General features: G+C 61.2%; 18 protein-coding genes. 7 read left to right on the plus strand and 11 right to left on the minus strand.

Translation table 11 applies throughout. The features are described 5' to 3' along the window. The first annotated feature begins 230 nt into the window (after positions 1–230). From grpE to dnaJ, 3 genes are all read left to right on the plus strand, one after another. The gene (grpE, locus tag CUC44_RS09175) at positions 231–806 is read left to right on the plus strand and encodes a nucleotide exchange factor GrpE (RefSeq protein ID WP_100859664.1); all 576 of its coding nucleotides are present in this window, start codon (positions 231–233) and stop codon (positions 804–806) included. Positions 807–1,107: 301 nt separating this feature from the next. Next, entirely contained in the window at positions 1,108–3,030 is a 1,923-nt protein-coding gene (gene dnaK, locus CUC44_RS09180) for a molecular chaperone DnaK (RefSeq protein WP_100859665.1), read from the plus strand. A 113-nt stretch (positions 3,031–3,143) separates the two neighbouring features. After that, entirely contained in the window at positions 3,144–4,280 is a 1,137-nt protein-coding gene (gene dnaJ / locus CUC44_RS09185; protein ID WP_100859666.1) for a molecular chaperone DnaJ, read from the plus strand. Positions 4,281–4,367: 87 nt separating this feature from the next. Here dnaJ and CUC44_RS09190 read toward each other — a convergent pair whose 3' ends face one another. Together CUC44_RS09190 and CUC44_RS09195 are read right to left on the minus strand one after the other, a co-directional pair. Further along, complete coding sequence (locus tag CUC44_RS09190; RefSeq protein WP_100859778.1) at positions 4,368–5,096, minus strand: MgtC/SapB family protein; 729 nt, start codon at positions 5,094–5,096, stop codon at positions 4,368–4,370. A 222-nt stretch (positions 5,097–5,318) separates the two neighbouring features. Next, complete coding sequence (locus CUC44_RS09195) at positions 5,319–5,684, minus strand: hypothetical protein (protein WP_100859667.1); 366 nt, start codon at positions 5,682–5,684, stop codon at positions 5,319–5,321. A gap of 512 nt (positions 5,685–6,196) precedes the next feature. Here CUC44_RS09195 and CUC44_RS09200 point away from each other — a divergent pair. The 4 genes from CUC44_RS09200 (at position 6,197) to CUC44_RS09215 (ending at position 10,109) form a co-directional block, all read left to right on the plus strand. Further along, complete coding sequence (locus CUC44_RS09200) at positions 6,197–6,610, plus strand: YeeE/YedE family protein (RefSeq protein ID WP_100859668.1); 414 nt, start codon at positions 6,197–6,199, stop codon at positions 6,608–6,610. Positions 6,611–6,621: 11 nt separating this feature from the next. After that, positions 6,622–7,050, plus strand: a complete 429-nt coding sequence (locus CUC44_RS09205) for a YeeE/YedE family protein (protein ID WP_100859669.1) — start codon at positions 6,622–6,624, stop codon at positions 7,048–7,050. A gap of 95 nt (positions 7,051–7,145) precedes the next feature. Then, positions 7,146–8,162: a lipoate--protein ligase gene (gene lplA / locus CUC44_RS09210; RefSeq protein ID WP_100859670.1), complete on the plus strand. Its 1,017-nt coding sequence runs from the start codon at positions 7,146–7,148 to the stop codon at positions 8,160–8,162. Between the two features lie 252 nt (positions 8,163–8,414). Beyond that, on the plus strand, positions 8,415–10,109 hold the full coding sequence (locus CUC44_RS09215) for a pyridoxal phosphate-dependent decarboxylase family protein (RefSeq protein ID WP_100859671.1): 1,695 nt from the start codon (positions 8,415–8,417) through the stop codon (positions 10,107–10,109). A gap of 206 nt (positions 10,110–10,315) precedes the next feature. On the opposite strand, the gene CUC44_RS09220 is transcribed toward CUC44_RS09215, so the two are convergent. From CUC44_RS09220 to CUC44_RS09260, 9 genes are all read right to left on the minus strand, one after another. Continuing rightward, positions 10,316–11,851: a glycosyl hydrolase family 18 protein gene (locus CUC44_RS09220; RefSeq protein ID WP_100859672.1), complete on the minus strand. Its 1,536-nt coding sequence runs from the start codon at positions 11,849–11,851 to the stop codon at positions 10,316–10,318. A 427-nt stretch (positions 11,852–12,278) separates the two neighbouring features. Next, positions 12,279–12,626, minus strand: coding sequence for a copper-binding protein (locus CUC44_RS09225; protein ID WP_100859673.1), 348 nt, complete (start codon positions 12,624–12,626; stop codon positions 12,279–12,281). 45 nt (positions 12,627–12,671) lie between these two features. Further along, positions 12,672–15,794, minus strand: coding sequence for an efflux RND transporter permease subunit (locus tag CUC44_RS09230; protein ID WP_100859674.1), 3,123 nt, complete (start codon positions 15,792–15,794; stop codon positions 12,672–12,674). 73 nt (positions 15,795–15,867) lie between these two features. Further along, a complete protein-coding gene (locus tag CUC44_RS09235; RefSeq protein WP_100859675.1) occupies positions 15,868–17,370 on the minus strand; it encodes an efflux RND transporter periplasmic adaptor subunit in 1,503 nt (500 codons plus the stop codon). A gap of 306 nt (positions 17,371–17,676) precedes the next feature. Continuing rightward, positions 17,677–18,105, minus strand: coding sequence for a hypothetical protein (locus CUC44_RS09240; protein WP_100859676.1), 429 nt, complete (start codon positions 18,103–18,105; stop codon positions 17,677–17,679). A 188-nt stretch (positions 18,106–18,293) separates the two neighbouring features. Next, positions 18,294–21,422 carry an efflux RND transporter permease subunit gene (locus tag CUC44_RS09245; protein WP_100859677.1) on the minus strand — a complete coding sequence of 1,043 codons (3,129 nt, stop codon included), beginning with the start codon at positions 21,420–21,422 and terminating at the stop codon, positions 18,294–18,296. A 9-nt stretch (positions 21,423–21,431) separates the two neighbouring features. Continuing rightward, the gene (locus CUC44_RS09250) at positions 21,432–22,616 is read right to left on the minus strand and encodes an efflux RND transporter periplasmic adaptor subunit (protein WP_100859678.1); all 1,185 of its coding nucleotides are present in this window, start codon (positions 22,614–22,616) and stop codon (positions 21,432–21,434) included. Between the two features lie 329 nt (positions 22,617–22,945). After that, positions 22,946–23,752: an exodeoxyribonuclease III gene (gene xthA, locus CUC44_RS09255; protein WP_100859679.1), complete on the minus strand. Its 807-nt coding sequence runs from the start codon at positions 23,750–23,752 to the stop codon at positions 22,946–22,948. Positions 23,753–23,903: 151 nt separating this feature from the next. Continuing rightward, positions 23,904–24,866 carry an ion channel gene (locus CUC44_RS09260; RefSeq protein ID WP_100859680.1) on the minus strand — a complete coding sequence of 321 codons (963 nt, stop codon included), beginning with the start codon at positions 24,864–24,866 and terminating at the stop codon, positions 23,904–23,906. Positions 24,867–24,881: the final 15 nt, after the last annotated feature.

Consider the following 24,881-nt stretch of genomic DNA (forward strand, 5'->3'; position numbering starts at 1 on the left):
TGGGACAAGTATTGAGGGGAGTATACCGCGCTTTGACGGGGATTTGTCTGTCTCCATGCCAGCCTGGCTGATCCCGGCCTGAACGGCGGCAAAATGGTGTTCTTGTGGGGGCCATTGCCCATGACATGGGCTTTTCCCCTTGAAAGCGGGGGCTGCGTCCCCATAATAGCGGCATTGAGCGCAGTCCCCTGACTAATTGATTGAAGTAACCCCTGAATATTGGAGATGTCATGAACCACGAAGAACAAAAGGTTGAAGCGATGGAGCAAGTGGAAGCCCAGCCAGTCGAGCCGACCGATGTAGACAGTGAAGTGACAGCCGAGCAGGCCCGCATTGCCGAACTGGAAGCCCAGCTGGAGGCGGCGCAACAAGCGGCTGCCGACGAACGTGAGCGCGCCGTGCGTGCCGTCGCCGAGATGGAAAACCTGCGCCGCCGCGCCGCCCAGGACGTAGAGAAGGCTCACAAGTTCGCGCTGGAGAAATTCGCCGCTGAACTGCTGCCGGTGCTGGACAACCTGGAGCGCGCCATCGAGCTCGCCGACAAGGAGAACGAAGCCCTCAAGCCCATGATCGAAGGGGTCGAGCTGACCCTCAAATCCATGCAGGGCGGGGTGGCCAAGTTCGGCTTGGTGGCGCTGGATCCGCAGAACCAGCCGTTCGACCCCAATGCCCATCAGGCGATGAGCATGATCGAGAATGCGGAGCTGGCGCCGAACACCGTCATCGCCGTGATGCAGAAGGGCTACGAGCTCAACGGCCGCGTCATTCGCCCGGCCATGGTGATGGTGTCCAAGGCCCCGGCCTGAAGCCATCTGATAAGAGAGCCCGCCGCTCGGCGGGCTTTTTATTGGTGTCAGCGCTGCTTGAATAAACTCTTTCGGCGAAGTTGACACACTTGATACGGTTTTTTCAGTGTGGGGCTTGAAGCGTGCGCTTGTGACCCCATATAGGTGACAAGGCCACGGCGGCATCCCGAGTGCGCTCCTTAGCGCGACAAGAATTTGATGCCGGGAGCTTGAAAGCCACAGTGGCAGGCCCCACCTAGCCGTTAACGTATTTAAGGCGAGTACCTCGCCAGTTTATTCAAAGTATTTGGAGATTCGTCAAATGGGTAAAATCATCGGTATTGACCTGGGTACTACCAACTCCTGCGTCGCTATTCTGGATGGCGACCATGCTCGCGTGATCGAGAACGCGGAAGGTGACCGTACTACTCCGTCCATCATTGCCTATGCCGATGACGGCGAAATCCTGGTTGGTCAGCCGGCGAAGCGCCAGGCCATCACCAACCCGAAGAACACGCTGTTTGCAATCAAGCGTCTGATCGGCCGTCGTTTCGAAGATGACGAAGTACAGCGCGATCTGGAGATCATGCCGTACAGCATCGCCAAGGCTGACAATGGCGATGCCTGGGTTGAAGTCAAAGGCAAGAAAATGGCACCGCCGCAGATCTCTGCCGAAGTGCTGAAGAAGATGAAGAAGACCGCCGAGGATTACCTGGGCGAGCCGGTGACCGAAGCCGTCATCACAGTACCGGCCTACTTCAACGACGCCCAGCGTCAGGCTACCAAGGACGCAGGCCGCATCGCGGGCCTGGACGTCAAGCGCATCATCAACGAACCGACCGCTGCGGCCTTCGCCTACGGCGTGAACAAGGTCAAGGGTGAGCGCAAGGTTGCTGTCTATGACCTGGGTGGTGGTACCTTCGATATCTCCATCATCGAGATCGACGAAGTGGAAGGTGAAACCACCTTCGAAGTACTGGCGACCAACGGTAACACCCACCTGGGTGGTGAAGACTTCGACAACCGCGTCATCAACTACCTGGTAGACGAGTTCAAGCGCGAGCAAGGCATCGACCTGCGCAAGGATCAACTGGCCCTGCAACGTCTGAAAGACGCCGCAGAAAAAGCCAAGATCGAGCTCTCTTCTGCCCAGCAGACCGACGTGAATCTGCCGTACATCACCGCAGATGCCACAGGTCCGAAGCACATGAACATCAAGGTGACCCGCGCCAAGCTGGAATCCCTGGTGGAAGACATGGTCAAAGACTCCCTGGAGCCGGTCCGTGTCGCCCTGAAAGACTCCGGTCTGGCGGTTGGCGAGATCGACGACGTCATCCTGGTGGGCGGTCAGACCCGTATGCCAATGGTGCAGAAGACTGTTGCCGACTTCTTTGGCAAAGAGCCGCGTAAAGACGTCAACCCGGACGAAGCCGTGGCCATGGGTGCTGCCATCCAGGGCGCCGTACTGTCCGGTGACAAGACCGACGTACTGCTGCTGGACGTGACTCCGCTCTCCCTGGGTATCGAAACCATGGGTAGCGTGATGACCGCGCTCATCGAGAAGAACACCACCATCCCGACCAAGAAGTCCCAGGTGTTCTCTACCGCCGAAGACAACCAGTCTGCCGTGACCATTCACGTGCTGCAGGGTGAGCGCAAGCGCGCCAGCGACAACAAGTCCTTGGGCCAGTTCAACCTGGAAGGTATCCGTCCGGCGCAGCGCGGTCTGCCGCAGATCGAAGTGACCTTCGACATCGATGCCAACGGTATCCTGCACGTTTCCGCGAAAGACAAGGAGACCAACAAGGAGCAGAAGATCACCATCCAGGCTTCTTCCGGTCTGTCTGACGAGGAGATCGAACGCATGGTACGCGAGGCGGAAGCCAACGCGGCCGAGGACAAGAAGTTCGAGGAGCTGGTACAGACTCGCAACCAGGCTGATGGTCTGGTCCACTCGGTACGCAAGCAAGTCACCGAAGCCGGTGAAGCCCTGCCTGCGGACGACAAGACCAAGATCGAGACTGCCCTGTCCGAGCTGGAAAGCGCCATCAAGGGCGACGACAAGGCCGCCATCGAAGCCAAGCAACAGGCACTGATGGAAGCGTCCCAGAAGCTGATGGAGATCGCTCAACAGCAGTCCCAGGCTCAAGGCGCTGGTGCCGATGCCGGTCAGACCTCTTCTGCCAAGGGCGAAGACGACGTGGTCGATGCCGAGTTCGAAGAAGTCAAAGACGACAAGAAATAAGCCGCACCCAGATGGGCAGAATCCCTCTGCCCATCGGCGCTAGTCAATGAAATTACGGGCGTTGGGTGACCAACGCCCGTCTGCGTAACTGCTGATATAGCAACAGGATGAGTATGTCGAAGCGCGATTTCTACGAAGTGCTTGGGGTATCGAAAGGTGCCGACGAGCGCGAGATCAAGAAGGCGTACAAGCGTCTGGCCATGAAGTATCACCCGGATCGCAACCAGGGTGATGCGGCGGCCGAAGAGAAGTTCAAAGAGGTCAAGGAAGCCTACGAGATCCTGACCGACGAGAACCTGCGGGCCCGTTATGACCAATATGGTCACGCCGGGGTGGATCAGAGCCAGGGTGGCGGCCACGGTGGTTTCGGTGGTGGTGCCGACTTTGGCGATGCGTTCGGCGACATCTTCGGTGACATCTTCGGCGGTGGTCGTGGCGGTCGCCGTGGCCCGGCCCGGGGCTCGGATCTTCGCTACAACATGGAGCTGACCCTGGAAGAGGCGGTACGCGGGGTCTCCAAGGAGATCAAGATACCGACCCAGGTTCACTGTGAGGTCTGTAACGGTTCCGGTGCCCACACCGGCAGTTCCGCCCAGACCTGCCCGACCTGCCATGGCGCCGGTCAGGTGCAGATGCGCCAGGGCTTCTTCGCGGTGCAGCAGGCCTGCCCGCATTGCCATGGTCGTGGCAAGATCATCAAGGATCCGTGCCGCAAGTGCCACGGTGAGGGTCGCTACCAGAAGACCAAGACGCTGTCGGTCAAGATCCCGGCAGGGGTCGATACCGGCGATCGCATTCGTCTCTCCGGGGAAGGGGAAGCGGGAGAAGCGGGAGCATCTGCCGGGGATCTGTACGTACAGGTTCACGTCAAGGAGCACGAGATCTTCGTGCGTGACGGCAACGATCTCTACTGCGAAGTGCCCATCAGCTTCACCACAGCTGCCCTTGGCGGCGAGATTGAAGTGCCGACCCTGGATGGCCGGGTCAAGCTCAAGGTGACCCCGGAGACCCAGACCGGCAAGCTGTTCCGGCTGCGGGGCAAGGGCGTCAAGTCCGTGCGCTCCGGCCAGATTGGCGATCTGATGTGCAAGGTGGTGATCGAGACCCCGGTCAAGCTGACCGAGACCCAGAAAGATCTGCTGCGCCAGTTGGACGAGTCGTTCAGCGGCGCCGCCGCCAAGACTCACAAGCCGAAATCAGAAGGCTTCTTCGAAGGGGTGAAACGCTTCTTCGACGATCTGACCAAGTGATCACCGCAAGCGTGATATGAAAAAGCCGGCCCTGGGGCCGGCTTTTTTTTTGCCTCTTTTTTACCGAAGAGAACGGCCTCTTCGGGTTCAATCCATGGTGCTGGCGCGCCAGAAGATCTGCTTGATGCGGGGGTGCTCTCCCAGCGTCTTCATCAGGGCATCCAGCTCGTCGCCGTCGATGGAGGTGGCGAGCAGCACCGCCGAGATCTCCAGATCATGTTCCCCGAACGGCTCGATATCCAGCTCGCTCAGAGGGTAGTTGGCCTGCTCCAGCATCTTCTCAAGCCAGGGCAGTACCTCCTTCTGGTGAGTGCGGCGGATGAGGGCCGTGACGCGGTAGGTCACCTCGGTATCGGTATTGTCCACCGGGTGGCGGTTGATCTGATTGACCAGGGGGCGCAGCAGGGTGTTGGCGGCCAGCACGAACAGGGCACCGAGTATGGCCTCCATGGCGAGGCCGGCACCGCTGGCGGCGCCGACCGCCGCGACGCCCCAGAGGGTGGCGGCCGTGTTGATGCCGCGGATGTTGCCGGATTCGCGCATGATGACGCCGGCGCCGAGGAAGCCGATGCCGGAGACGATGTAGGCCACCACATGGACCACCCCATAGCTGCCTCCATGCAGGTCATAGATGCGCTGGGCCAGGTTGACGAACAGGGCGGCCCCCACGGCCACCAGCACGTTGGTACGCAGGCCCGCGGTGCGCTGGCGATACTGGCGCTCCAGTCCCACCAGGGCGCCCAGCACGAAGGCGAGCAACAGGCTGGCCAGGGTGTCGAGCAGGGAAAGAAAGTCGATTTGTTGCCACATTCTCATGGCGTACTCCTCCTGATAGCGGATGGCCTTCATAACTGGCAGATAAAATACCGCTGGGCGAATGATTATTGGGTCGTCTGCGCAGTGAAGGCCATCTTGATAGATGAATATGTTGCACAGAACCAGTGGGTCCGGCCCCTCAACGGGCGGATTGGATGCCAACGAAAAGCGCGGGGCCAGTCTGACTGGCCCCGGAGATGGGTTGGCCGTAACGAGCCTGGGCTAGGGCGCGGACTGGGGACGCAGCTCCCAGCGTACCGGGTGAGCGGCCCCGACCTGATGCACGAACTGCACCAGATAGCGGCGCTGGGGCGGGGTACAGTGCAGATCCAGCACCAGCTCCCGCCCGCCATCACGGCCCGGCCTCAGGGATTGCAAGGGACTCAGACCTGCCGGTTGCAGGGTATGAGCCACCATCGCCAGCACCTGCTCCAGATCGAGGCGATCCTGGCAGCGCACCTGCAAACGGTAGTGATGCTGCCGCTGTCTGGCACGCAGCCAGCGCGGCAGTGCGCCAAGGCCCAGCCTGCCCAGCACGCCATGAGTGCCAGAGGATAATGAAACAGATTGTGTTGAAACAAAGCGCATAGCAGCCTCCTTGTGGGAAGCAGAAACTATGCAGGCAAGGTGTCCACAGGCGCTTGCCCGGGTCACTTGACGTCAAGTGTAAAAAGAGAGAAGAGGGGAGTGGATTTCCGCTTCTCGCAGGCTTGCGAGAGAGCGGCAGAGGAAGACCTGCGGCTAGCTCGCGACCTGAGTGCCGACACGCTGGGTCGGCCTGCTACTGTCACTTGATGAGTTGCCCACTGATGGTCTCCGCTGTGAATGAACGGCAAGATGGTACCCATACTGGCTGCCAAGGTAAAGCCTTGCGCGCATTTTGTAACATCCGGATACAAGTTTATCTGCCTGATTTTGCATGCCCGATCCCATTAAACCGCGGCCTCCAGCGCTCTCTGCACAGAGTTAATTAGAGATTGCTAATGTTTTGTCGCCCAGTACAATGGCTGAATATAAGTGATTGCTAATTTAATGAGATCGCGGTTGAAATTCAGGGGTTTGTACCCTGACGCCGCGGCTCCTTTACACGAGGAATCCCCATGTCTGCAAGCCAATGGTTGCCCGCCCTGGGAGGCGGCATGCTGGTCGGTCTCTCCGCCCTGCTGCTGATGTTGTTCAACGGCCGGGTCGCCGGCATCAGCGGTATCCTGGCCGGTGCCTTGCAACGCGGGGATGCCTGGCGCTGGCTGTTCCTGCTGGGATTGGGGCTGGGCAGCCTGCTGGCCTTTGGCCTTGGTTGGGCAAGCCTGCCGACCCTGGCCGGGTTGCCTGCCTGGCCCTGGGTGGTGTTGGCTGGGCTGCTGGTGGGGATAGGGACCCGCCTTGGCAACGGCTGCACCAGCGGTCACGGCATCTGCGGGGTGGGGTGCTTGTCCCGTCGCTCAATCGTCGCCACCTTCGTCTTCATGACAACCGCGGTACTCACCGTGTTTGTCAGCCGCCATCTGCTGTGAAGGGAATCATGATGCAACTGCTTGTCAGCCTGTTATCCGGCCTGCTGTTTGGGCTTGGCCTCGCGGTCTCCGGCATGGTGGATCCCGCCAGGGTGCTGGGATTTCTCGATGTGACGGGGGCCTGGGATCCCAGCCTCGCCTTCGTGATGGGGGGCGCCCTGCTGGTGTTTATGCCGGGTTACTTCTATCTGGTGCGGCCCCGTCGCCAGAGCCTGCTGGGAGAGCCCATGGCCACCGTGCCTGCGCCGACCCTGGATAACCGCCTGCTCGGGGGCGCCGCCCTCTTTGGCATCGGCTGGGGTCTGGCGGGCATCTGCCCCGGCCCGGCATTGAGCCTTGTCACCAGCGGTCAACCCCTGATCTGGCTGTTCGTGGCCACCATGGTGGCAGGCCTCCTGCTGGTCGACAGGCTCTGGCCCTGGTGGCAAGGGCGCCCCTGATCCCGCGTGCTTCATTGTGCCCGATGAGATGAGGGCCCCACAGGGTGGCCCGAGGTGGTACTATCGGAGCCCCACATCGTCCATAAGGCTTGCCCATGCACCCTCTGCGCCTGCTTATCTCGGATTCCCACGATCCCCTGTTCAACCTGGCGGTGGAGGAGTGCATCTTCCGCCAGATGGATCCCGCCCAGCGGGTGCTGTTCCTGTGGCGCAACGCCAATACTGTGGTGATAGGCCGCGCCCAGAACCCCTGGAAGGAGTGCAACACCCGCCGCATGGAAGAGGATGGGGTGACCCTGGCCCGGCGCAGCAGCGGCGGTGGCGCCGTGTTCCACGATCTCGGCAACAGCTGCTTCACCTTCATGGCGGGCAAGCCCGGCTATGACAAGAGCATCTCCACCGCCATCGTGCTGGACGCCCTGAAACGACTCGGGGTGGAGGCCTTCGCCTCCGGCCGCAACGACCTGCTGGTGGCGACCCAGGACGGGGATCGCAAGGTGTCCGGCTCGGCCTATCGAGAGACCCTCGATCGCGGCTTTCATCATGGCACCCTGCTGCTGGATGCAGACTTGAGCCGACTCGCCAACTACCTCAACCCGGATCCGAAGAAGCTCGCGGCCAAGGGCATCACCTCGGTGCGCAGCCGGGTTGCGAACCTGAGCGAGCTGCTGCCGGGCATCAGCCATGAGCAGGTGGTGCAGGCCCTGAGCGAGGCCTTCTTTGAGCACAATGGCGAGCGGGCCTTGCCGGAGCATATCTCCCCCGACCAGCTGCCGGACCTGCCCGGTTTTGCCGAGACCTTCGCTCGCCAGCGCAGCTGGGAGTGGAACTTCGGCCATGCGCCCGCCTTTGCCCATCAACTGGACGAGCGTTTTGGCTGGGGCGGGGTTGAGCTGCACTTCGATGTGGAGAAGGGGATCATTGGCCGGGTGCAGATCTTCAGCGACAGCCTGGAGCCGGCGCCCCTGGATGCCCTGGCGGAGCGGCTGCCCGGGATAGCCTATCGGCCCGAGGCCATCGGGGCCTTGCTCAGCGAGCTGCAGCTCGAGTTTTCAGGGCAGGCGGCCGAGCTGGCCGAGCTCCAGAGCTGGCTGGTAGCGGCGCTGCGTTAAATCGGGCGCTGCGCTAGGAGCTGTAACCGGCGCTGCATCAGGACTGCCGGGGTATCCGCTTTCGCGCGGCATCACGGCGGATGAGAGCGGGATCACGAAACGGGAGCGGGCCAGGATGGCGCCCTCCCGGCCAAGCCTTGCACCGTCTGGATCATGATAAAAAGTAGGGCAGGCCATTAGTTATTGTCGCTGTTTCAAATGCGACCCGAGGGGTATAACCGGGGCACCTCTGCAGTATTAATGGTAACAACAATGAGTGACCTGGTTTATCTGAAAGATGACGGCGTCAACGCCGTCTCTCCTGCCTTCGCTGCCCGCTTCGCCACCGCCAAGGCTCACTACTTCTCCCGCAATCCCGAGCTCTGGCCCGTGTTTCGCGAGCCCGGTTTTGCCACCCTCAACGAGTTTCGTGCCCGTGGCCTGGCGCCCGATGCGCGCCTCAATGCCTGGCCGGATGGCCGTGCCCGCCTCGCGGATCTCTGCGAGACCATGCCGGTGCCGCAAGCCATGCGTGCGCCGGGTGAGCCCATGACGGAGCTGCTGTTCGCCGGCGCCCTCTCCAAAGACTGGGAGAACCCCTCCAGCGTCGAGAACGTCATTACCATGTCGGCGGATCCCGCCATCTACGGTGCCCAGATGGGCATACTGGCAAACCCCAACCTGGTCTACTCCGAGTACGCCGGGGTGGCCGAGGAGCTCGAGAAGAAGGTGGTGCGCCAGATAGCCCTGCTGGCGGGGTATGACCCCCATCGCGCCACCGGCATCTTCACCCAGGGGGGGACCTTCTGTAACCTCTACGGCTATCTGCTCGGCATCCGCAAGAGCCTGCCGGAGGCCAAGCACAAGGGGCTGGGCCACTATCAGGACTACCGCATCATCAATTCCCAGGGTGGCCACTACTCCAACATCACCAACCTCTCCCTGCTCGGGGTGGATATCGAGAACAAGACCATCCGCATCCAGGTCGGCGAGAACAATGACATCGATCTGGTGGATCTCGAGCGCACCCTGACCGCCTGTTTCGCCCTCAAACACGTGGTGCCGACCATCATGCTCACCATGGGCACCACGGACACCTTCGGGGTGGATCAGGTCAAACCCGTGGTGGAACTGCGAGATCGCCTGTGCGAGCGCTTCGAGGTGGCGGTCAAGCCTCATATTCACGTGGATGCCGCCATCGGCTGGTCGATGATCTTCTTCCTGGATTACGACTTTGCCGCCAATCCGCTCGCCATCAACGCCGCCACCCTGGCAGGGATTGAGCGCAACGTGACGCGCTTCGCCGAGCTCAAATACGCAGACTCCTTCACCGTCGACTTCCAGAAGTGGGGCTATGTGCCCTACACCTCCAGCCTGGTGATGATCAAGGAGCAGGATGACCTCAAGGCGATGGAGAACGATCCGGAGAACTTCTCCTATTTTGAGCGGGACATCCAGGGTCAGACCCACCTGCAGTCCACCATAGAGTGTTCCCGTGGGGCGAGCGGCCTGTTCGGTGCCTATGCGGCCCTCAACTACATGGGGGTGGAGGGGTATCGCACCGTGCTGGCGCACTGCCTGCAGAACGCGAACTACTTCCGCTTTCGCCTGAGCCAGCTCGGCAATGTCAAGCTGGTGGCCCAGGAGAACCAGGGGCCGAGCGTGGGCTTCAAGATCTACAACCCGGAGTGGGTGAGCGATCCGGAGGCCGAGTTCACCTTCGAGCTGGCCCGCAGTGCCGATCCCGCCTACAAGGCGCGGCTGCAACGCAACACCGACTATCACCGCGACCTGTTCAAGCATCGCGGCAAGGTGGGGCTCTTCACCAACTGGGTGGAGGCGGTGGCGCATTCCGAGTACGACGAGCGCGGCAAATACTCCTACATCGCGGGCGAAAAGGCGGTGTTTATGAACCCGGCCTGCGGCCGCGAGCAGATTGACGCCTTTATCGAGCATATTCGCGGCTGAGAACGGCGCTTCCATATAACAAATGGGCAGGAATAACCTGCCCATTTTTATTGCGACATTATTTGAGTTGTCTGCTTGTAAAATTGGAGCAGGGATGGTCACCAATAACCCGTAATTTATATCGGTGACTGCGAACATATGACGGCAGCATGCCGGCGAAAAGTGCGCCGGCATATTTCGTTCAGTTTATATTTTCTGTCTCGGTATCAGGGGTTGGGTACAGTGCTGGCACAGTCATACTGCTCACCTTTTAATCCCATGACGTCACAGGTGACGGTCAAGACGTCGTTGGGACGAGCCCACTCGGGGTCCCAGCTACCCATGGGATCATCATGACGCTTGTCTTTATAGAGATCCCACATGATCATGCCGGAGGGGGCATATTTGGCGGTGCGGTTGGCTATATCATTGAGCAACTCCTTGCTCAGGAATAAATTGCCGGTGGCAGGTCTGCCGACTTCGAAGCCGACCGTGATGGGAGGAGTAATCAGCAACTTCTGCGGTTGAATGGATGCGGTCGCATAATTGGGAGCACCTTTTATCAGGGCATGCCCAGGTCGCAGGGTATCGCCGGATTTCAACCAGCTGAAGAAGGAGCCGTAGTAATAATCGACCTGTCCCGCCAGATCGCAGGGAATATTGGTATCTCCGCCGCAGTCGGTTTCACTCAAGTCATAGGACATGATGCCTATGGTGCTGAGCCGGTCGATCTTGTCAGGATATTGCAGGGCCGTGTTGTAGATGAGGCCATACAGGTTGCCGCCCCACCAGGCTCCGCCATAGGTGTGGCTGGTGTGGGCATTGCTGCCCCAGTTGGCCGACATATTGGGGAGTCCGCCGGTGGCCGGCGCCGCCGTGCTCAGCGCAAGCCCGGTATCGATGGCATCGATGGCGTTGTAGAGAGAGCCCAGGATGGCCGCAAACTTGTCTACCGTGTCCGGCATGATCCTGGGGTAGGCCAGCTGCGCGGGATCTATCTGCATGTCGTTGTTATAGATGAGCGGCCCCTTGCCCTGGCTCATCAGCTCGGTGGTATCGAGGTACTCCAGATTGCTGGCAGGTGTCTGTACTGAGTCCGGCGTCAGGCGCCAGCTGTAGGCGTTGAGGTCCGCGTGCCAGAACTCTTCGTAGTCCAGATCGATACCCGCCACGCCGAGATCGCTGGCCAGCTGCACCACGTTTCGATAGGCCTGATCCGCGGCCTGACCGGAGATGGGATTGTCGAAGCGGTTGGCTGAGCCCGGATTGGGGAAGGAGTCATATTTCTCCCCGGCGGGGCCACAGGCATTCACCTTGCCTGCGGTGACATCGTAGTATTCCGGGATGCAGCTGAAGTTCCAGCCCCCGACGGCGATATAGGTCTCCACCCCGTGCAGCTTGAAGGTGTTGATGATCTCCTTGAGCTGAGAAAAATCGGCGGCGGATTTGTTATCTTTCGGTTTTTTATTGACGGTGGCCGTGTCGCAGACATAACCGAATAATCCGGTGCAGGCCAGATCGTTTTGCGTGTAATTGACCAGGCTGGGCTGGACGAACGACAGTACCAGCTTGTTGAAATTACTCTTTTGACTGGCGACCTGCTGGCTCAAGGCTTCCAGATTATTCAATGAGGCGTAATAGGCGGGGATGCCGGTAGGCGCATCTGGGCCACTCAAATAATAAGCGGCGATCTCCGGGGACTGCGCCATTGCGCCAGTGGTGGCCAGCGTCGCAATAGCGCCGAGCAGTATATATTTTTTCATATAATATCCTTATTTATCTCTACAAGAGCGCAGTAGAGCCGAAAGCAATATCCTTGCTCTCATACAGGGTTATATTGAATGAAGTGTCGATCGCTTGATGTAATTGTGCTTGTTAATCTCCTGTTACGAATAGGAGTCTCGATAGTAAGGGGAGATGGTCATTTTTTGCTGAATATAAACTGAATGGCTGACAAGCTTTTTTATTAACTTTGTTGTCAGTGTTATATCGGAATTTTAAATGCAAGGGCGGGCGCGCAGATTGATATCTAATATGTCTGATAACATAGTACTCGGATAATAATTCGGATGTTTGGCAATACATTGGCAGCGCGGCGTAGAGTACACAGGAGTGACATCAGGAATAAAGAAAGGGATATGAAAGATGGAACCTGCCCAGCTCTCATATCCCGGTTTTACCTCGGTCGGTTTACTGCTTCTGCAACATGGTCACCGTCAGCTTGCCGGCCGGATTGGTGGCATGGAAATTCACCGCATCCCCGACCTCGAACCCCTCCAGCAGGGCGGGATCCGCTACCCGGAAGGTCATGGTCATGGGGGGCATCTTGAGATTGCTGATGGCCTCGTGCTTGATCCCGACCTTGCCATTGGCGGCGTCGATGCGGCTGATGACCCCCCGGGTCATGGTCGTGTCGGCCATCTCCATCCCTGCCATCTGGGACATATCGTGTCCCTGGTGACTCATGGTCATCTCGGCCCGGGCCTGAAGGGAGGCGAAGCCGAGCAGCAGGGTCAGGGTCAACGTTTTGATGTTCATGGTGTTTTCCTTATATGTCTGATTCATGGTGGGTTGTGCATTCGGTCATTCAGATTGTTCGTGGGCTGGCAGGCTGCGCTTGCGCCACAGATAGAAGGCCGCCGGCAGCACCAGCAGGGTCAGACCTAAAGCCGTCACCATGCCGCCGATCATGGGGGCGGCGATGCGCTGCATCACCTCCGAGCCGGTGCCGTGGCTCCACATGATGGGCAGGAGGCCGGCGATGATGGTCACTACCGTCATCATCTTGGGGCGCAGGCGCAGGGCGGCGCCCTGGATGACGGCGTCATGCAGGCCTTGCAGCGTGGGTTTGCCGCGGGCGACCAGATCGTCCCAGGCGTGGTTGAGGTAGACCAGCATCAGGACGCCGGTCTCCACCGCCACCCCGGCCAGGGCGATAAAGCCGACACCGACGGCGACTGACAGGTTGAAGTCCAGCAGCCAGACGGTCCAGATCCCACCCACTACCGCCAGCGGCAGGGTGGTGAGGATCAGCAGCACCTCCTGGAGGCGGCGAAACGCCAGATAGAGCAGCAGCACTATGATGGCGAGCGTCAGGGGCACCACGTAGGCCAGACGCGCCTTGGCCCGCTCCATGTACTCGTACTGCCCGGACCAGGTGAGGGCATAACCCGCCGGCAGCACCAGCTGTTTTTCCACCTCGGCTTTGGCCTCGGCCACGAAGGAGCCTATGTCTCTGTCCCGGATATCCACGTAGACCCAGCCGTTGAGGCGAGCGTTCTCGCTCCTGAGCATGGGAGCCTCGTCGCTGATGTAGACCCGGGCTACATCGGCCAATGCGATGCGCTCGCCTTTGGGGGTGACCAGGGGCAAGAGCTCCAGGCTTGCCACCGAGTCGCGGTAGCTCTGGGGGTAGCGCAGGTTGATGGGATAGCGCTCGCGCCCCTCTATGGTCTGGCCCACGTCCATGCCGCCCACCGCGGTGGCGAGCACTGCCTGCACCTCGGCGATGTTGAGGCCGTAGCGAGCCGCCTTCAGTCGGTCTATATCCACCTTGACGTAGCGACCGCCCGCCACCCGCTCGGCGTAGACGGACGATGCCCCCTGCACTTTGCCGACTATCTGCTCCAGCTGCTGGCCTATCCCCTGAATGACCTTGAGATCCGGCCCCGCTATCTTGATGCCCACCGGGGTCTTGATGCCGGTGGCCAGCATGTCGATGCGGGTCTTGATGGGGGGCACCCAGGCGTTGGTGAGACCGGGGAAGCGGATGAGGGCGTCGAGCTCTTCTTTGAGCTTCTCCGGTGTCATGCCGGGGCGCCACTGATCTCGCGGTTTGAGCTGTATGCTGGTCTCCATCATCACTAGGTCTGCGGGATCGGTGGCGGAGTCGGCGCGGCCCGCCTTGCCAAACACGTTCTGCACCTCGGGCACGGTACGAATGAGCTTGTCGGTCTGCTGCAGTATCTCCCGCGCCTTGCCCACCGAGATGTTCGCCGCCGTGGTGGGCATGTACATGATGTCCCCCTCATCGAACGGCGGTATGAACTCTGAGCCGAGATAGTGCAACGGCCAGAAGCCCACGACCGTCACCACCAGGGCCGCGATGAGCGTGCTCTTGGGGCGCGCCAGCACGGTGTTGAGCAGCGGAATATAGCCGTTGCTCAGGCCCCGATTGAGGGGGTTGGCCTGCTCGGGCAAGACCCTGCCACGGATGAAGTAGCCCATGATGACGGGCACGAGTGTGATGGAGAGCCCGGCCGCTGCCGCCATGGCGTAGGTCTTGGTGTAGGCCAGCGGATGGAACATGCGTCCCTCCTGGGCCTCCAGTGCGAACACCGGCAGGAAGCTCATGGTGATGATGAGCAGGGAGAAGAAGATGGCGGGCCCCACCTCTATGCTCGCCTCGACGATCACCTGCCAGCGGTTCTTCTCGTTAAGCTCTGTGCGCTCCATATGCTTGTGGACGTTCTCTATCATCACGATGGCGCCATCCACCATGGCACCGATGGCGATGGCGATGCCGCCAAGGGACATGATGTTGGCGTTGATCCCCTGCAGGTGCATGACGATGAAGGCGACCAAGATGGCGATGGGCAGGGAGATCACCACCACCAGAGAGGATCTCAGGTGGAACAGGAAGGCCAAGCAGACCAGCACCACCACGGCGAACTCCTCGATGAGCTTGCCGGAGAGGTTGTCGATGGCGCGCGCGATGAGATCCGAGCGGTCGTACACGGTAACCACCTCCACCCCGTCCGGCAGGCTGGATTTGAGCTCGGCGAGCCGTGCCTTGACCCCGTCTATGGTGTGCTGGGCATTCTCGCCGTAGCGCATGACGATGATGCCACCCACCACTTCCCCCTCACCATTGAGCTCGGCGATGCCACGCCGGCTCTGGGGACCGGTGACCACCTCCGCCACATCCCCAAGCAGCAGGGGCGCACCCCGCACATTGGTGCCGAGGGGTATCTGCTTGAGGTCTTCCACGCTCTTCAGATAACCATTCGAGCGAACCATATATTCCGCTTCCGCCATCTCGATGACGGAGGCGCCAGTCTCTTGGTTGCCCTGCTCGATGGCGGTCTGGATCAGCGAAAGCGGGATGCCGTAGGCGCGCAGCTTGTCCGGGTCGACCCGTACCTGATACTGGCGTACCATGCCGCCGACGGTGGCGACCTCGGAGACCCCGTTTACTGTCTGCAGCTCGTATTTCAAAAACCAGTTCTGCAGCGAGGTGAGTTCGCTGAGATCGTGCTTACCGGTTCTGTCCACCAGGGCGTACTGGTAGACCCAGCCCACCCCGGTGGCATCCGGGCCGAGCTGGGGGCGGGCGGAGGCGGGCAGGCTAGGGGCCACCTGACTCAGATACTCCAGCACCCGGGCGCGGGCCCAGTAGAGATCCGTGCTGTCGTCGAACAGCACATAGACGAAGGAGTCGCCGAAGAAGGAGTAGCCGCGCACCGTGGTGGCCCCCGGCACCGCCAGCATGGCGGTGGTGAGGGGGTAGGTGACCTGATCCTCCACTACCTGGGGCGCTTGGCCCGGGTAGGAAGTCTTGATGATCACCTGCACGTCGGAGAGATCCGGCAAGGCGTCCACCGGGGTCTGCTTGACCGACCAGAGCCCCCAGACAGTTAACATCAGCGTGAGCAGCAGCACCAGGAAGCGGTTGCCGACGGACCAGCGAATAATCGACGGGATCATGATGTGGCACCTCGCTCAGGGCTCGCGGGCGGCTGGGAGGGCTGGCCAGTAAAGCGGCAAAGGATGGCAGGGATCATGATTTATCCCCCATCTCGTGCTGGCTGTGATCCATGCCCTTCATGTCATCTGTGACAGGCATGGCCTTGCTGGCCGGGGCATCCTCGATATGGATATTGACGATCCTGTACTCATCCCCTTCTTGCTCGACCTGCAGGTGCAGGGCCTGACCCTGTTTCAACTGGCTGATGTCGACGCCGCCCGCGACGGTGAAGTCCATTTCCATGGCGGGCCACTGCCATTCGGGGATCGGCTGGTGGCTGACGCTTAACGTCCGGCTTCCTATATCCAATGTCTGGATCTCCCCCTGGGTCCACACCTGCTGGGGCCGTACCGCCGTCATGCGCTGGAAGTCCGAGTCGATGCTGGACTCGGAGTCGAGCAAAAATTGCGCCGAGCTGACTATCTCGTCGCCGGGCTCGACCCCGCTCTGGATGGCGACCTTGTCACCAAACTGGGCGCCGAGCGTCACCGCCACCGACTTGAAGCCGCCGTCCCCCAGGGCCAGCACCAGCCGGTCCTGGCTGCCGGTGCGGATCACAGCTTCGCTCGGCACCAGAGTCTGGGGGGCGCCGCTGCCGCTTCGGATACTCACTTTGGCGAACATGTTGGGTTTGAGGAACTCGTCCGGGTTATTGAAACGCAGCCGCACCTTGAGGGTGCGGGTCACCGCATCCAGGGTGGGATAGAGGTAATCCACCCGGCCCTGCCACTGGCGGCCGGGGGCGTAGTCCAGTGTCATGGTGACGGGATCCCCGATTTTCAGCTGGGAAGCCTGGCGCTCGAACACCTCGGCGCTCACCCACACCTGCTGCAGGGTACTGATGTTGAACAGGGCGGCGGCGGGCTCCACGTACTGGCCCTCGCGTACTTTGAGCTCGGACACATAACCGCTGCTCGGGGCATAGATACGGATGGTCTCGCTCACCTGACGGGTGCGCTTGAGGGCAGCTATCTGATCCGCCGGCACCTGCAGGGATTTCAACTTACCTTCGGCGGCGCGCAGCAGCAGTGGGTTGCTGGTATTGAGGGCCAGCAGATACTCGTGCTGGGCATTGACCAGATCCGGCGCGTAGAGCTCATAGATGAGGCTGCCCTTGGCCACCTTCTGCCCCTCGCTCTTGATGGCGAGGGTGCGGATCCAGCCCGCCATGCGGGCGTTGATGGCCTCCAGCCGATCCTCGTCATAGCCCACGTAACCCACAGTCTCGATCTGCTGGTGGACGGGCAGTCGCTCGACTTTGGCGAGCCGCACCCCCAGGTTCTGCTGGATCTGGGGGCTGATGGTGACGGTACCGGGCGATCCCCCCTGTTTTTCTTCATAGACGGGGATGAAGTCCATCCCCATGTTGTCCTTGGCGGGGCCGTCACGACGGTCGCGAGGATCCATGGGGTTGACCCAGTAGAGGGGCTGCTTCTGGACGCTGGCACCCTCGCCGGGCAGGTGTCTGGCGGCCAGATAACCGCCGCCAGCCCCGAGGGCGAGCAGCAGGGCGGAGAGGATCAGGGGCTTGTTCATAACAGGCCTCCTGCGCGAGTCTGCAGGCAGACAGTGCGGGAGGAGGGGGCGCACGGGGACGCAAAAATCTTGGCTGATGACATGGTACATCTTCTCTTGTATCAGGCCGCCGGGCTGCTGCAAGGTGGCGAACGGGCAAGCTGTCGGTACGATTCCGGGCGTGCGTTAGGCGCCGACATCACACAGAACAGGCTTGGCCACTAGCAGGAGTGGGCGATAAACGTGACTACAGCAACAGGATCGTCTGTTGTATATCGCTTACGGCAATGGAAAAACCATCGCGCTGGCTAGCGGAAGAAGATGTGTCTAATGGCGCAGCACAGAGAGCATCAGATGCCGTCTGGGCCAGGAGGGGGGATGGGCGCCGCGCAGGCGCAGCAAGGGGTCACGCAGCCACTGATCCAGCAGATCTATACCCAGTCGGGGCATCAGCAGCAGGGGCAGGGCAAACAGGGTGAGCAGGACCGCCAGCAAGGGGATACCGCCGGTGAGGCCGCCGTGCATCTGGCAGTCATCCTGGCTCTGGGCGCTGGCCTGGCCGTCGTGGCAGGCCAGGCTCTGCATGGCCGGGGAGGGTTCGGCGTTGCCGCTCATGAGCATCATGGCATCCGGGGAGGCGGTGCCTTCGTCGACTGCGGCGCTGTGCCAGCTGATGCACAGGGTCAGATTGCAGATGAGCACCAGCGCCAGCAACAGCCGGGCGATGAGCTCTGTGGGCAATCTGGATGACAACATGGGCAGTTTCCCCAATGACGGATGTGGCGAATGTAAACCTTACCGAAAGGAGAAGGTCAAGATTTGGCAACTGCGGGCCGCGCAATATGTGAGGACAGACAGGGACTTGGGGCCGACAGGGAGAGGGGCGCGGGCCGCCGGGCAGGGGCAGAGAAGCAAGCCCCCGCATGGGCGGGGGCTTGTCAGTCTCAGTGTTTCTCCTTGGGCGCTTGGGCGCCGGCTCGCTCCGATCGCTTCATGATGAGGCGGAAGAAGAGCGGGATGAAGAAGATGGCGATAAAGGTGGCCGCCAGCATGCCCCCTATTACGGGCCAGCCGAGGGCGTGACGGCTGGCGGCGCCGGCGCCGCTCGAGGTCACCAGCGGCACACAGCCGAGGATGAAGGCGAGCGAGGTCATGATGATGGGGCGAAAACGCAGCCGCGCCGCCTCCAGCGCCGACTCGATGAGGCTCAGCCCCTCCTCGTGCTTCATCACCGCGAACTCCACGATCAGGATGGCGTTCTTGGCCGCCAGCCCGACGAGCGTCACCAGGCCTATCTGGAAGTAGACGTTGTTGGTGAGCCCCACCAGCCAGGTGGCGAGCAGGGCGCCGAACAGGGCGAAGGGCACGGCGGTGATCACCGCAAAGGGCAGGGTCCAGCGCTCGTACTGGGCCGCCAGTATGAGGAAGATCATGACGATGCCAAAGCCGAACGCAGTGCCTGCGCTGCCGGCGGCCGCCTTCTCCTGATAGGCGGAGCCGGTCCACTCCAGCTTGGCGTCGTTGCCAAGGGTCTCGCCCGCCACTGCCTCCAGGGCGGCGATGGCCTGGCCCGAGCTGTAACCCGGCGCCGGCTGGGCCATGATCTTGGCCGCCTGGAAGATGTTGAAGCGCTCGACCAGCTCGGGGCCCGTGCTGTCGCGCACCGTCACCAGGCTGCTGAGCGGGATCATCTCGCCGGCGTTGGAGCGCACATAGACGTTGCTGATGTCGCTCTTCTTGGCGCGGTAGTCCGCCTCCGACTGCAGCTGAACCCGGTAGGTGCGGCCGAACTGGTTGAAGTCGTTGACATAGACCTGGCCGAAGGTGGCCTGCATGGTGTCAAACACCGCATTGATGGGCAGCCCCAGCGCCTTGGCCTTCTCGCGGTCCAGATCCAGGTAGACCTGGGGCACATTGGCGCGGTAGGTGCTGGTGACGCTGGCAAACTCCGGGCGCTGCTTGGCCGCCTCGAGGAAGCGCTGCACCTCGGCGGAGAAGGCCTGGGTATCGCCGTTACCGCGGTTTTGCAGGTAGGCCTCGAGCCCGCCGGTGGTGGACATGCCGGTGATGGGGGGCGGGTTGAAGGAGGCGACGAAGCCATCCGCCAGCCCCATCAGGCTCAGTCCCTGGAAGGTCTTGGCCAGAGAGAAGGAGTCCTGCCCCTCACTCTGACGCTCGCTCCAGTCCTTGAGGGTGATGAAGCTGATGCCGCTGTTGCTGATGACGGCGTTGGAGAGGATGTCGAAGCCCGAGAAGGTGATGACGTCCTTCACGTTGGGGTTGGCCATCACCATCTGATCGAAGTCGTTCGCCACCGCCTGGGTGCGGGTGAGGGAGGCCGCATCCGGCAGCATGACGGCGGAGAGCAGGTAGCCCTGATCTTCATTCGGCACCAGCTCCCCCGGCACCCGGGTGAAGAGGCCATAGATGGCGACCAGGATGAGCGCTATCAGGGTGAAGGCGACCCCGACCCGGCGGTTGAGGAAGGCGACCCCGCGCACGTAGCGACGGGTCAGGCCGTCGAAGGCATGGTTGAACCAGACGAAGAAACGTGCCGGTTGGTGATGACCTTCTTTGAGCAAGACGGCGCACAGGGCCGGCGACAGGGTGAGGGCCACCAGACCCGAGATGGCCACCGAGACTGCGATCGTGATGGCGAACTGCTTGTACATGACCCCGGTCATGCCGCCCATGAAGGCGACCGGCAGGAAGACGGCGCACAGCACCAGCACGATGGCGACCACGGGGCCGGAGACCTCCTGCATGGCGAGGATGGCGGCCTCTTTGGGCGAGCACTTCTTCTCCTGCATGATCCGCTCGACGTTTTCGAGCACGACGATGGCGTCATCCACCACGATACCGATGGCGAGCACCATGCCAAACAGGGTCAGCAGGTTGATGGAGAAGCCCAGCATCAGCATGCCGGCGAAGGTGCCGATGAGGGACACCGGCACGGCGATGCAGGGGATCAGGGTGGCCCGCAGGTTCTGCAGGAACAGGTAGACCACCACGAACACCAGCACGATCGCCTCGAACAGGGTGTGCACCACCTCCTCGATGGAGATCTTCACGAACTCTGTGGTGTCGTAGGGGATCTGGTACTCGATGTCCTGGGGGAAGCGCTCCTTGAGGCGCGCCATGGTGGCGTGCACCTGATCCGCGACCGCCACTGCGTTGGCACCCGGTTGCAGGTAGGTGGCTATGCCTATGGTGGGCTTGCCGTTGGCCTTGGCCAGCAGATCGTAATCCTTACCGCCGATCTCGACCCTGGCCACGTCCTTGACCCGGATCTTGGCACCATCCGGCATGGAGCGGATGATGATGTTCTGGAACTCGTTCACATCTTCTAGCCGCCCCTTGGTCTGCACCGTGTAGGTGAAGTCGATGGGGGCCGTGGTGGGTTGGGCGCCTATCTTGCCCGCCGCGAACTGGGTGTTCTGCTCGCGGATGGCATTGATCACATCGCTCGGGGTGAGCTTCAACTGGGCCAGCCGGTCCGGCCGCAGCCAGATGCGCATGGCGTAGTCGGTGCCGCCAAACAGGGTGGTATCGCCGACGCCTGGGATGCGCTTGAGCTCATCGATGATGTTGAGCAGGGCATAGTTCGACAGATAGGTGGTGTCGAAGGTGCCGCCGGGGGATTGCAAAGTCACCACCTGCAGTATGGAGGTGGACTTCTTCTTGACCGTGACCCCCTGTTTTTTCACCTCTTCCGGCAGCTGGGCCATGGCTGCGCTGACCCGGTTGTTGACGTTGATGGTGGCCTGATCCGGATCCGTCCCTATCTCGAAGTAGATGTTGAGGTTCATCTGCCCGTTGGAGGCGGAGCCGGACTGCATGTAGAGCATGTTCTCGACGCCGTTGATCTGCTGCTCGAGGGGGGCGGCGACCGTCTGGGAGATGACTTCCGGGGTGGCACCCGGATAGAAGGTGGTCACAGACACCACGGGCGGCGTTATCTGCGGGTACTGCTCTATGGGGAGCGAGCGCATGGCCGCGAGCCCCGCCAGCACTATGATGATGGAGATCACGCTGGCGAAGATGGGACGCTCGATGAAGAACTTGGAAAACATGGGCGCTCCTTACTTGCCAGCGGCTGGCTGGGCCAGCTTGGCCTGAATTGCCTTCATCTCGGCGGCCGAGACCGGTTTGACCAGGGTGCCGGGGCGGGCCTTCATCAGGCCTTCGACTATGTAGCGATCACCTGGGGCCAGGCCGCTGTCGATCAGCACGCCGCTCTCCACGCTCTGGCCGAGCTTGACCGGCCGCGGCACCACCTTGTTGTCCTTGTCCACCACCATCACCATGCGGTCGGCCTGAGACTGGACTATGGCTCTGGGCGGCACCAGGATGGCATCCTTGCGCAGGCCGAGATCGATTGTCATGCGCACGAACTGGCCGGGCAGCAGCTTGCCTTCCTTGTTGTCGAAGATGGCGCGGGCACGGATGGTGCCGGTCTGGGGATCGACCCGGCTGTCGGAGAAGTTCAGCTTGCCCGCCTGGGGGTAGAGGGAGCCATCCGCGAGGCGGATATGGGTGCGCCAGTTGTCGGTATCGAAGGCCTGCAACTTGCCGCTTTTGACCATGTGATCGAAGCTCAGGCGATCCTGCTCCGAGTAGGAGAAGTTCACGTAGAGGGGATCGAACTGGGTGATGGTGGTGAGCAAGCCGCTGTCACCGCTGGTGGCGATGAGGCTGCCCTCGGATTGGGAGCTCTTGCTCGCCATGCCGCTGATGGGGGCGGTGACCTGGGTGTAGCTGAGGTTGAGCTCGGCCTCCTTCACCTTGGCCTGGGCGGCCTGGTGGCTGGCCACGGCCGCCTCGTAGTTGGCGATGGTGGTGTCATAGTCCTGCCGGCTCACCACCTGACGCTTGTAGAGCGGTATGATGCGCTCGCGATCGGCCCGCGCCTTGTTCAGGCGTGCCAGCTCCTGGGCTAGGGTGCCCTTGGCCTGCTCCAGCGCCACCTTGTAGGGTTCGGGATCGATGAGGAACAGGGCCTGGCCGGCGGTGACCGGCTGGCCTTCGATATAGGTGCGTTGCAGCAAGATGCCGCTCACCCGGGAGCGTACGTCAATTTCGCGAAAACCTGCGGTCTCACCGACCATCTCTGTGGTGAGGGGCACATCGGTCAGTTTGACCTCGGCCACCACCACGGGCACCGGGGGCAGAGCTTGGGGGCCGCTCGCCGCCTGATCGCCGCAGCCAGCCAGTGCGCCAAGCAGTGCCAGGGTGATGCCAGAGCGTGCTAATAACCCCTCTTTCATGGTGGCCTTCAGCCCCTTTTGTGGTCTGCCGGCATGATCAATCTGCCGTTTCGTGCCCTGTTCGCCTGCCAACCTTGTTAATGACATACCTGAAATTTAACCTTTTGTTATAGATGCTGTTTTTAATAATAAAATGGCAAAGTTGAACTGGAGCTGTTGGCACCCTCAGATGCTGGCTCCAATGGGGCAAGGAAAGTGCAGATATGGTGGGGGCGTGCAATGAGGAAAGAGGTTGGAGGATGCATAGGGGAGGCTAAATGAGAATGGGGACCCGGCGGTCCCCATTCTTACTTTATCAGGCGAGCAGGCTCAGCTGCCTGACAGGTTACTCAGGCAAAGCAGGTCCAGATGGGAGCGTGATCGGACGGCTTCTCGATGCCGCGCAGTTCGTAGTCGATGCCGGTCTCGGTCACCTTGTCCTTGAGGGCATTGGAGGCCATGATGAGGTCGATGCGCAGGCCCCGGTTCTCGTCAAAACCCTTGGAGCGGTAGTCAAACCAGGAGAAACGCTCGCATTCTGTGGGGTTGGCGGCGCGGAAGGTGTCGGTCAGGCCGAAGCCTTTCAGGCGCTCCATCCATTCCCGCTCGACGGGCAGGAAGGAGCACTTGCCATCCCGCAACCAGCGCTTGCGGTTCGCCTCGCCGATGCCGATGTCCAGATCCGTGGGGGAGATGTTCATATCCCCGATCAGCGCTATCTGATCGTCCGGGCTGTGGTGAGTCTCGAGGTAGTGCTGCAGGTCCTCGTAGAACTTCTTCTTGGCCGGGAACTTGGTCTCGTGATCCTGGCTCTCCCCTTGGGGGAAGTAGCCGTTCATCACTGTGATGATGGAGCCATCTTCCCGCTGGAAGTCGGCCATGATCATGCGGCGCTGGGCGTCTTCCTCATCGGTGGGGAAGCCTTTTTGCACCTTGAGCGGCTTCTGCTTGCTCATGATGGCCACCCCGTAGTGGGCCTTCTGGCCATGAAACTCCACGTGATAGCCCATGGCTTCCACATCGGCCAGCGGGAAGGCCTCGTCGTGGACCTTGATCTCCTGCAGGCCGATCACATCCGGCTGGTGCTTGTCGATGATGGCTTGCAACTGATGAAGACGGGCGCGCAGGCCATTGATATTAAAAGAGATGATCTTCATGTCGGGATGCTCATGTCGTTTTTATTAGTCGCTATTGAACTCGGGATCCGCCCCGGATGCAAGTTCAGGGAGGGGTTGGTGCCGCTCCCGAGCCGGACTCGGGCTATCGACAACCTGTTCATGGCCTCGCAGCAAGATCCTGGACTGGTCCTTAGCGGGTCATCTTCTTGACAAACACCACCACAAACAGCGCCAAGGTGAAGCTGCCGGTGAAGGCCTCGAAGGCGGCGAAGATCCGCGACAAACCTATGGGGGTGAAGTCCCCATAACCCAGGGTGGTGAAGGTCACCACGCTGTAGTAGAGGCATTCGAGCAGGAAGATGGCGTTCTGCTCCAGACTCGCCTCCGGCCGGTAGATGAGGTGGTTGCCGTTGAAGCTCAGGCCAAAGAAGAAGTAGAAGACGCTGCAGATGAGGATCAGCAAGAGGGAGAAGAGCACCACCCGCATGGGGGCCTCCCCGTAGCCGCAGAACAGATCCACAATCCAGGAGGCGAAGCGCTGGTAGGAGCAAAACGGCATCTGCAGGCGGCGCATGGTGAGCTCCTGCTGGATGTAGAGGCCGGACATGGTGAAGATCCCCTGGGCCTCCGAGGCCTTGCGCAGATCCCGGTAGGTCTCCTCCGCCTCCTTGAACCAGACGCGTGCCTGCGCCGGATCCCGTTCCTTTCGCCCCTTCCTGTCCTGCATCAGCCGCTTGCCGGTATCCAGGTTGTCCAGACGAGTGTTCTTCCAGCGGATGCCGAGCAGGTTCACGTCGTGCAGCTCGGCGCAGTGCAGGTTCGCCTCGCTGAAATCCGCCTTCATCAGGCTCCCCCCCTTGACCCGGATGCCATAGAGGTGGGCGCCGCGCAGGTTTGCGCGGTAGAGATTGCACTGCTCCAGCAAGAATCCCTGGGGGCCTTGCTTGTTGACCAGGTTGAGGTCGGCGAGTTCGGCGCGGGCGAGTTGCAGGCCGTGGCAGAGGCCGCCTTGGCGCACGAAGTTTTCCAGCGCCTGGGCGGTATCGGGGGATTGATGGGAGGCATGGGGATCGTGCCAGCGGCACAGATCGTGCTCCCCGGCCTCTTCGGTGCAGTGACGGCCATCCGCCACCAGGTATCGGCACATCGCCATGCTGTCGCCTCCCTC

The organism is Aeromonas lusitana (genome assembly GCF_002812985.1).
Classification (GTDB): Bacteria; Pseudomonadota; Gammaproteobacteria; order Enterobacterales; family Aeromonadaceae; genus Aeromonas; species Aeromonas lusitana.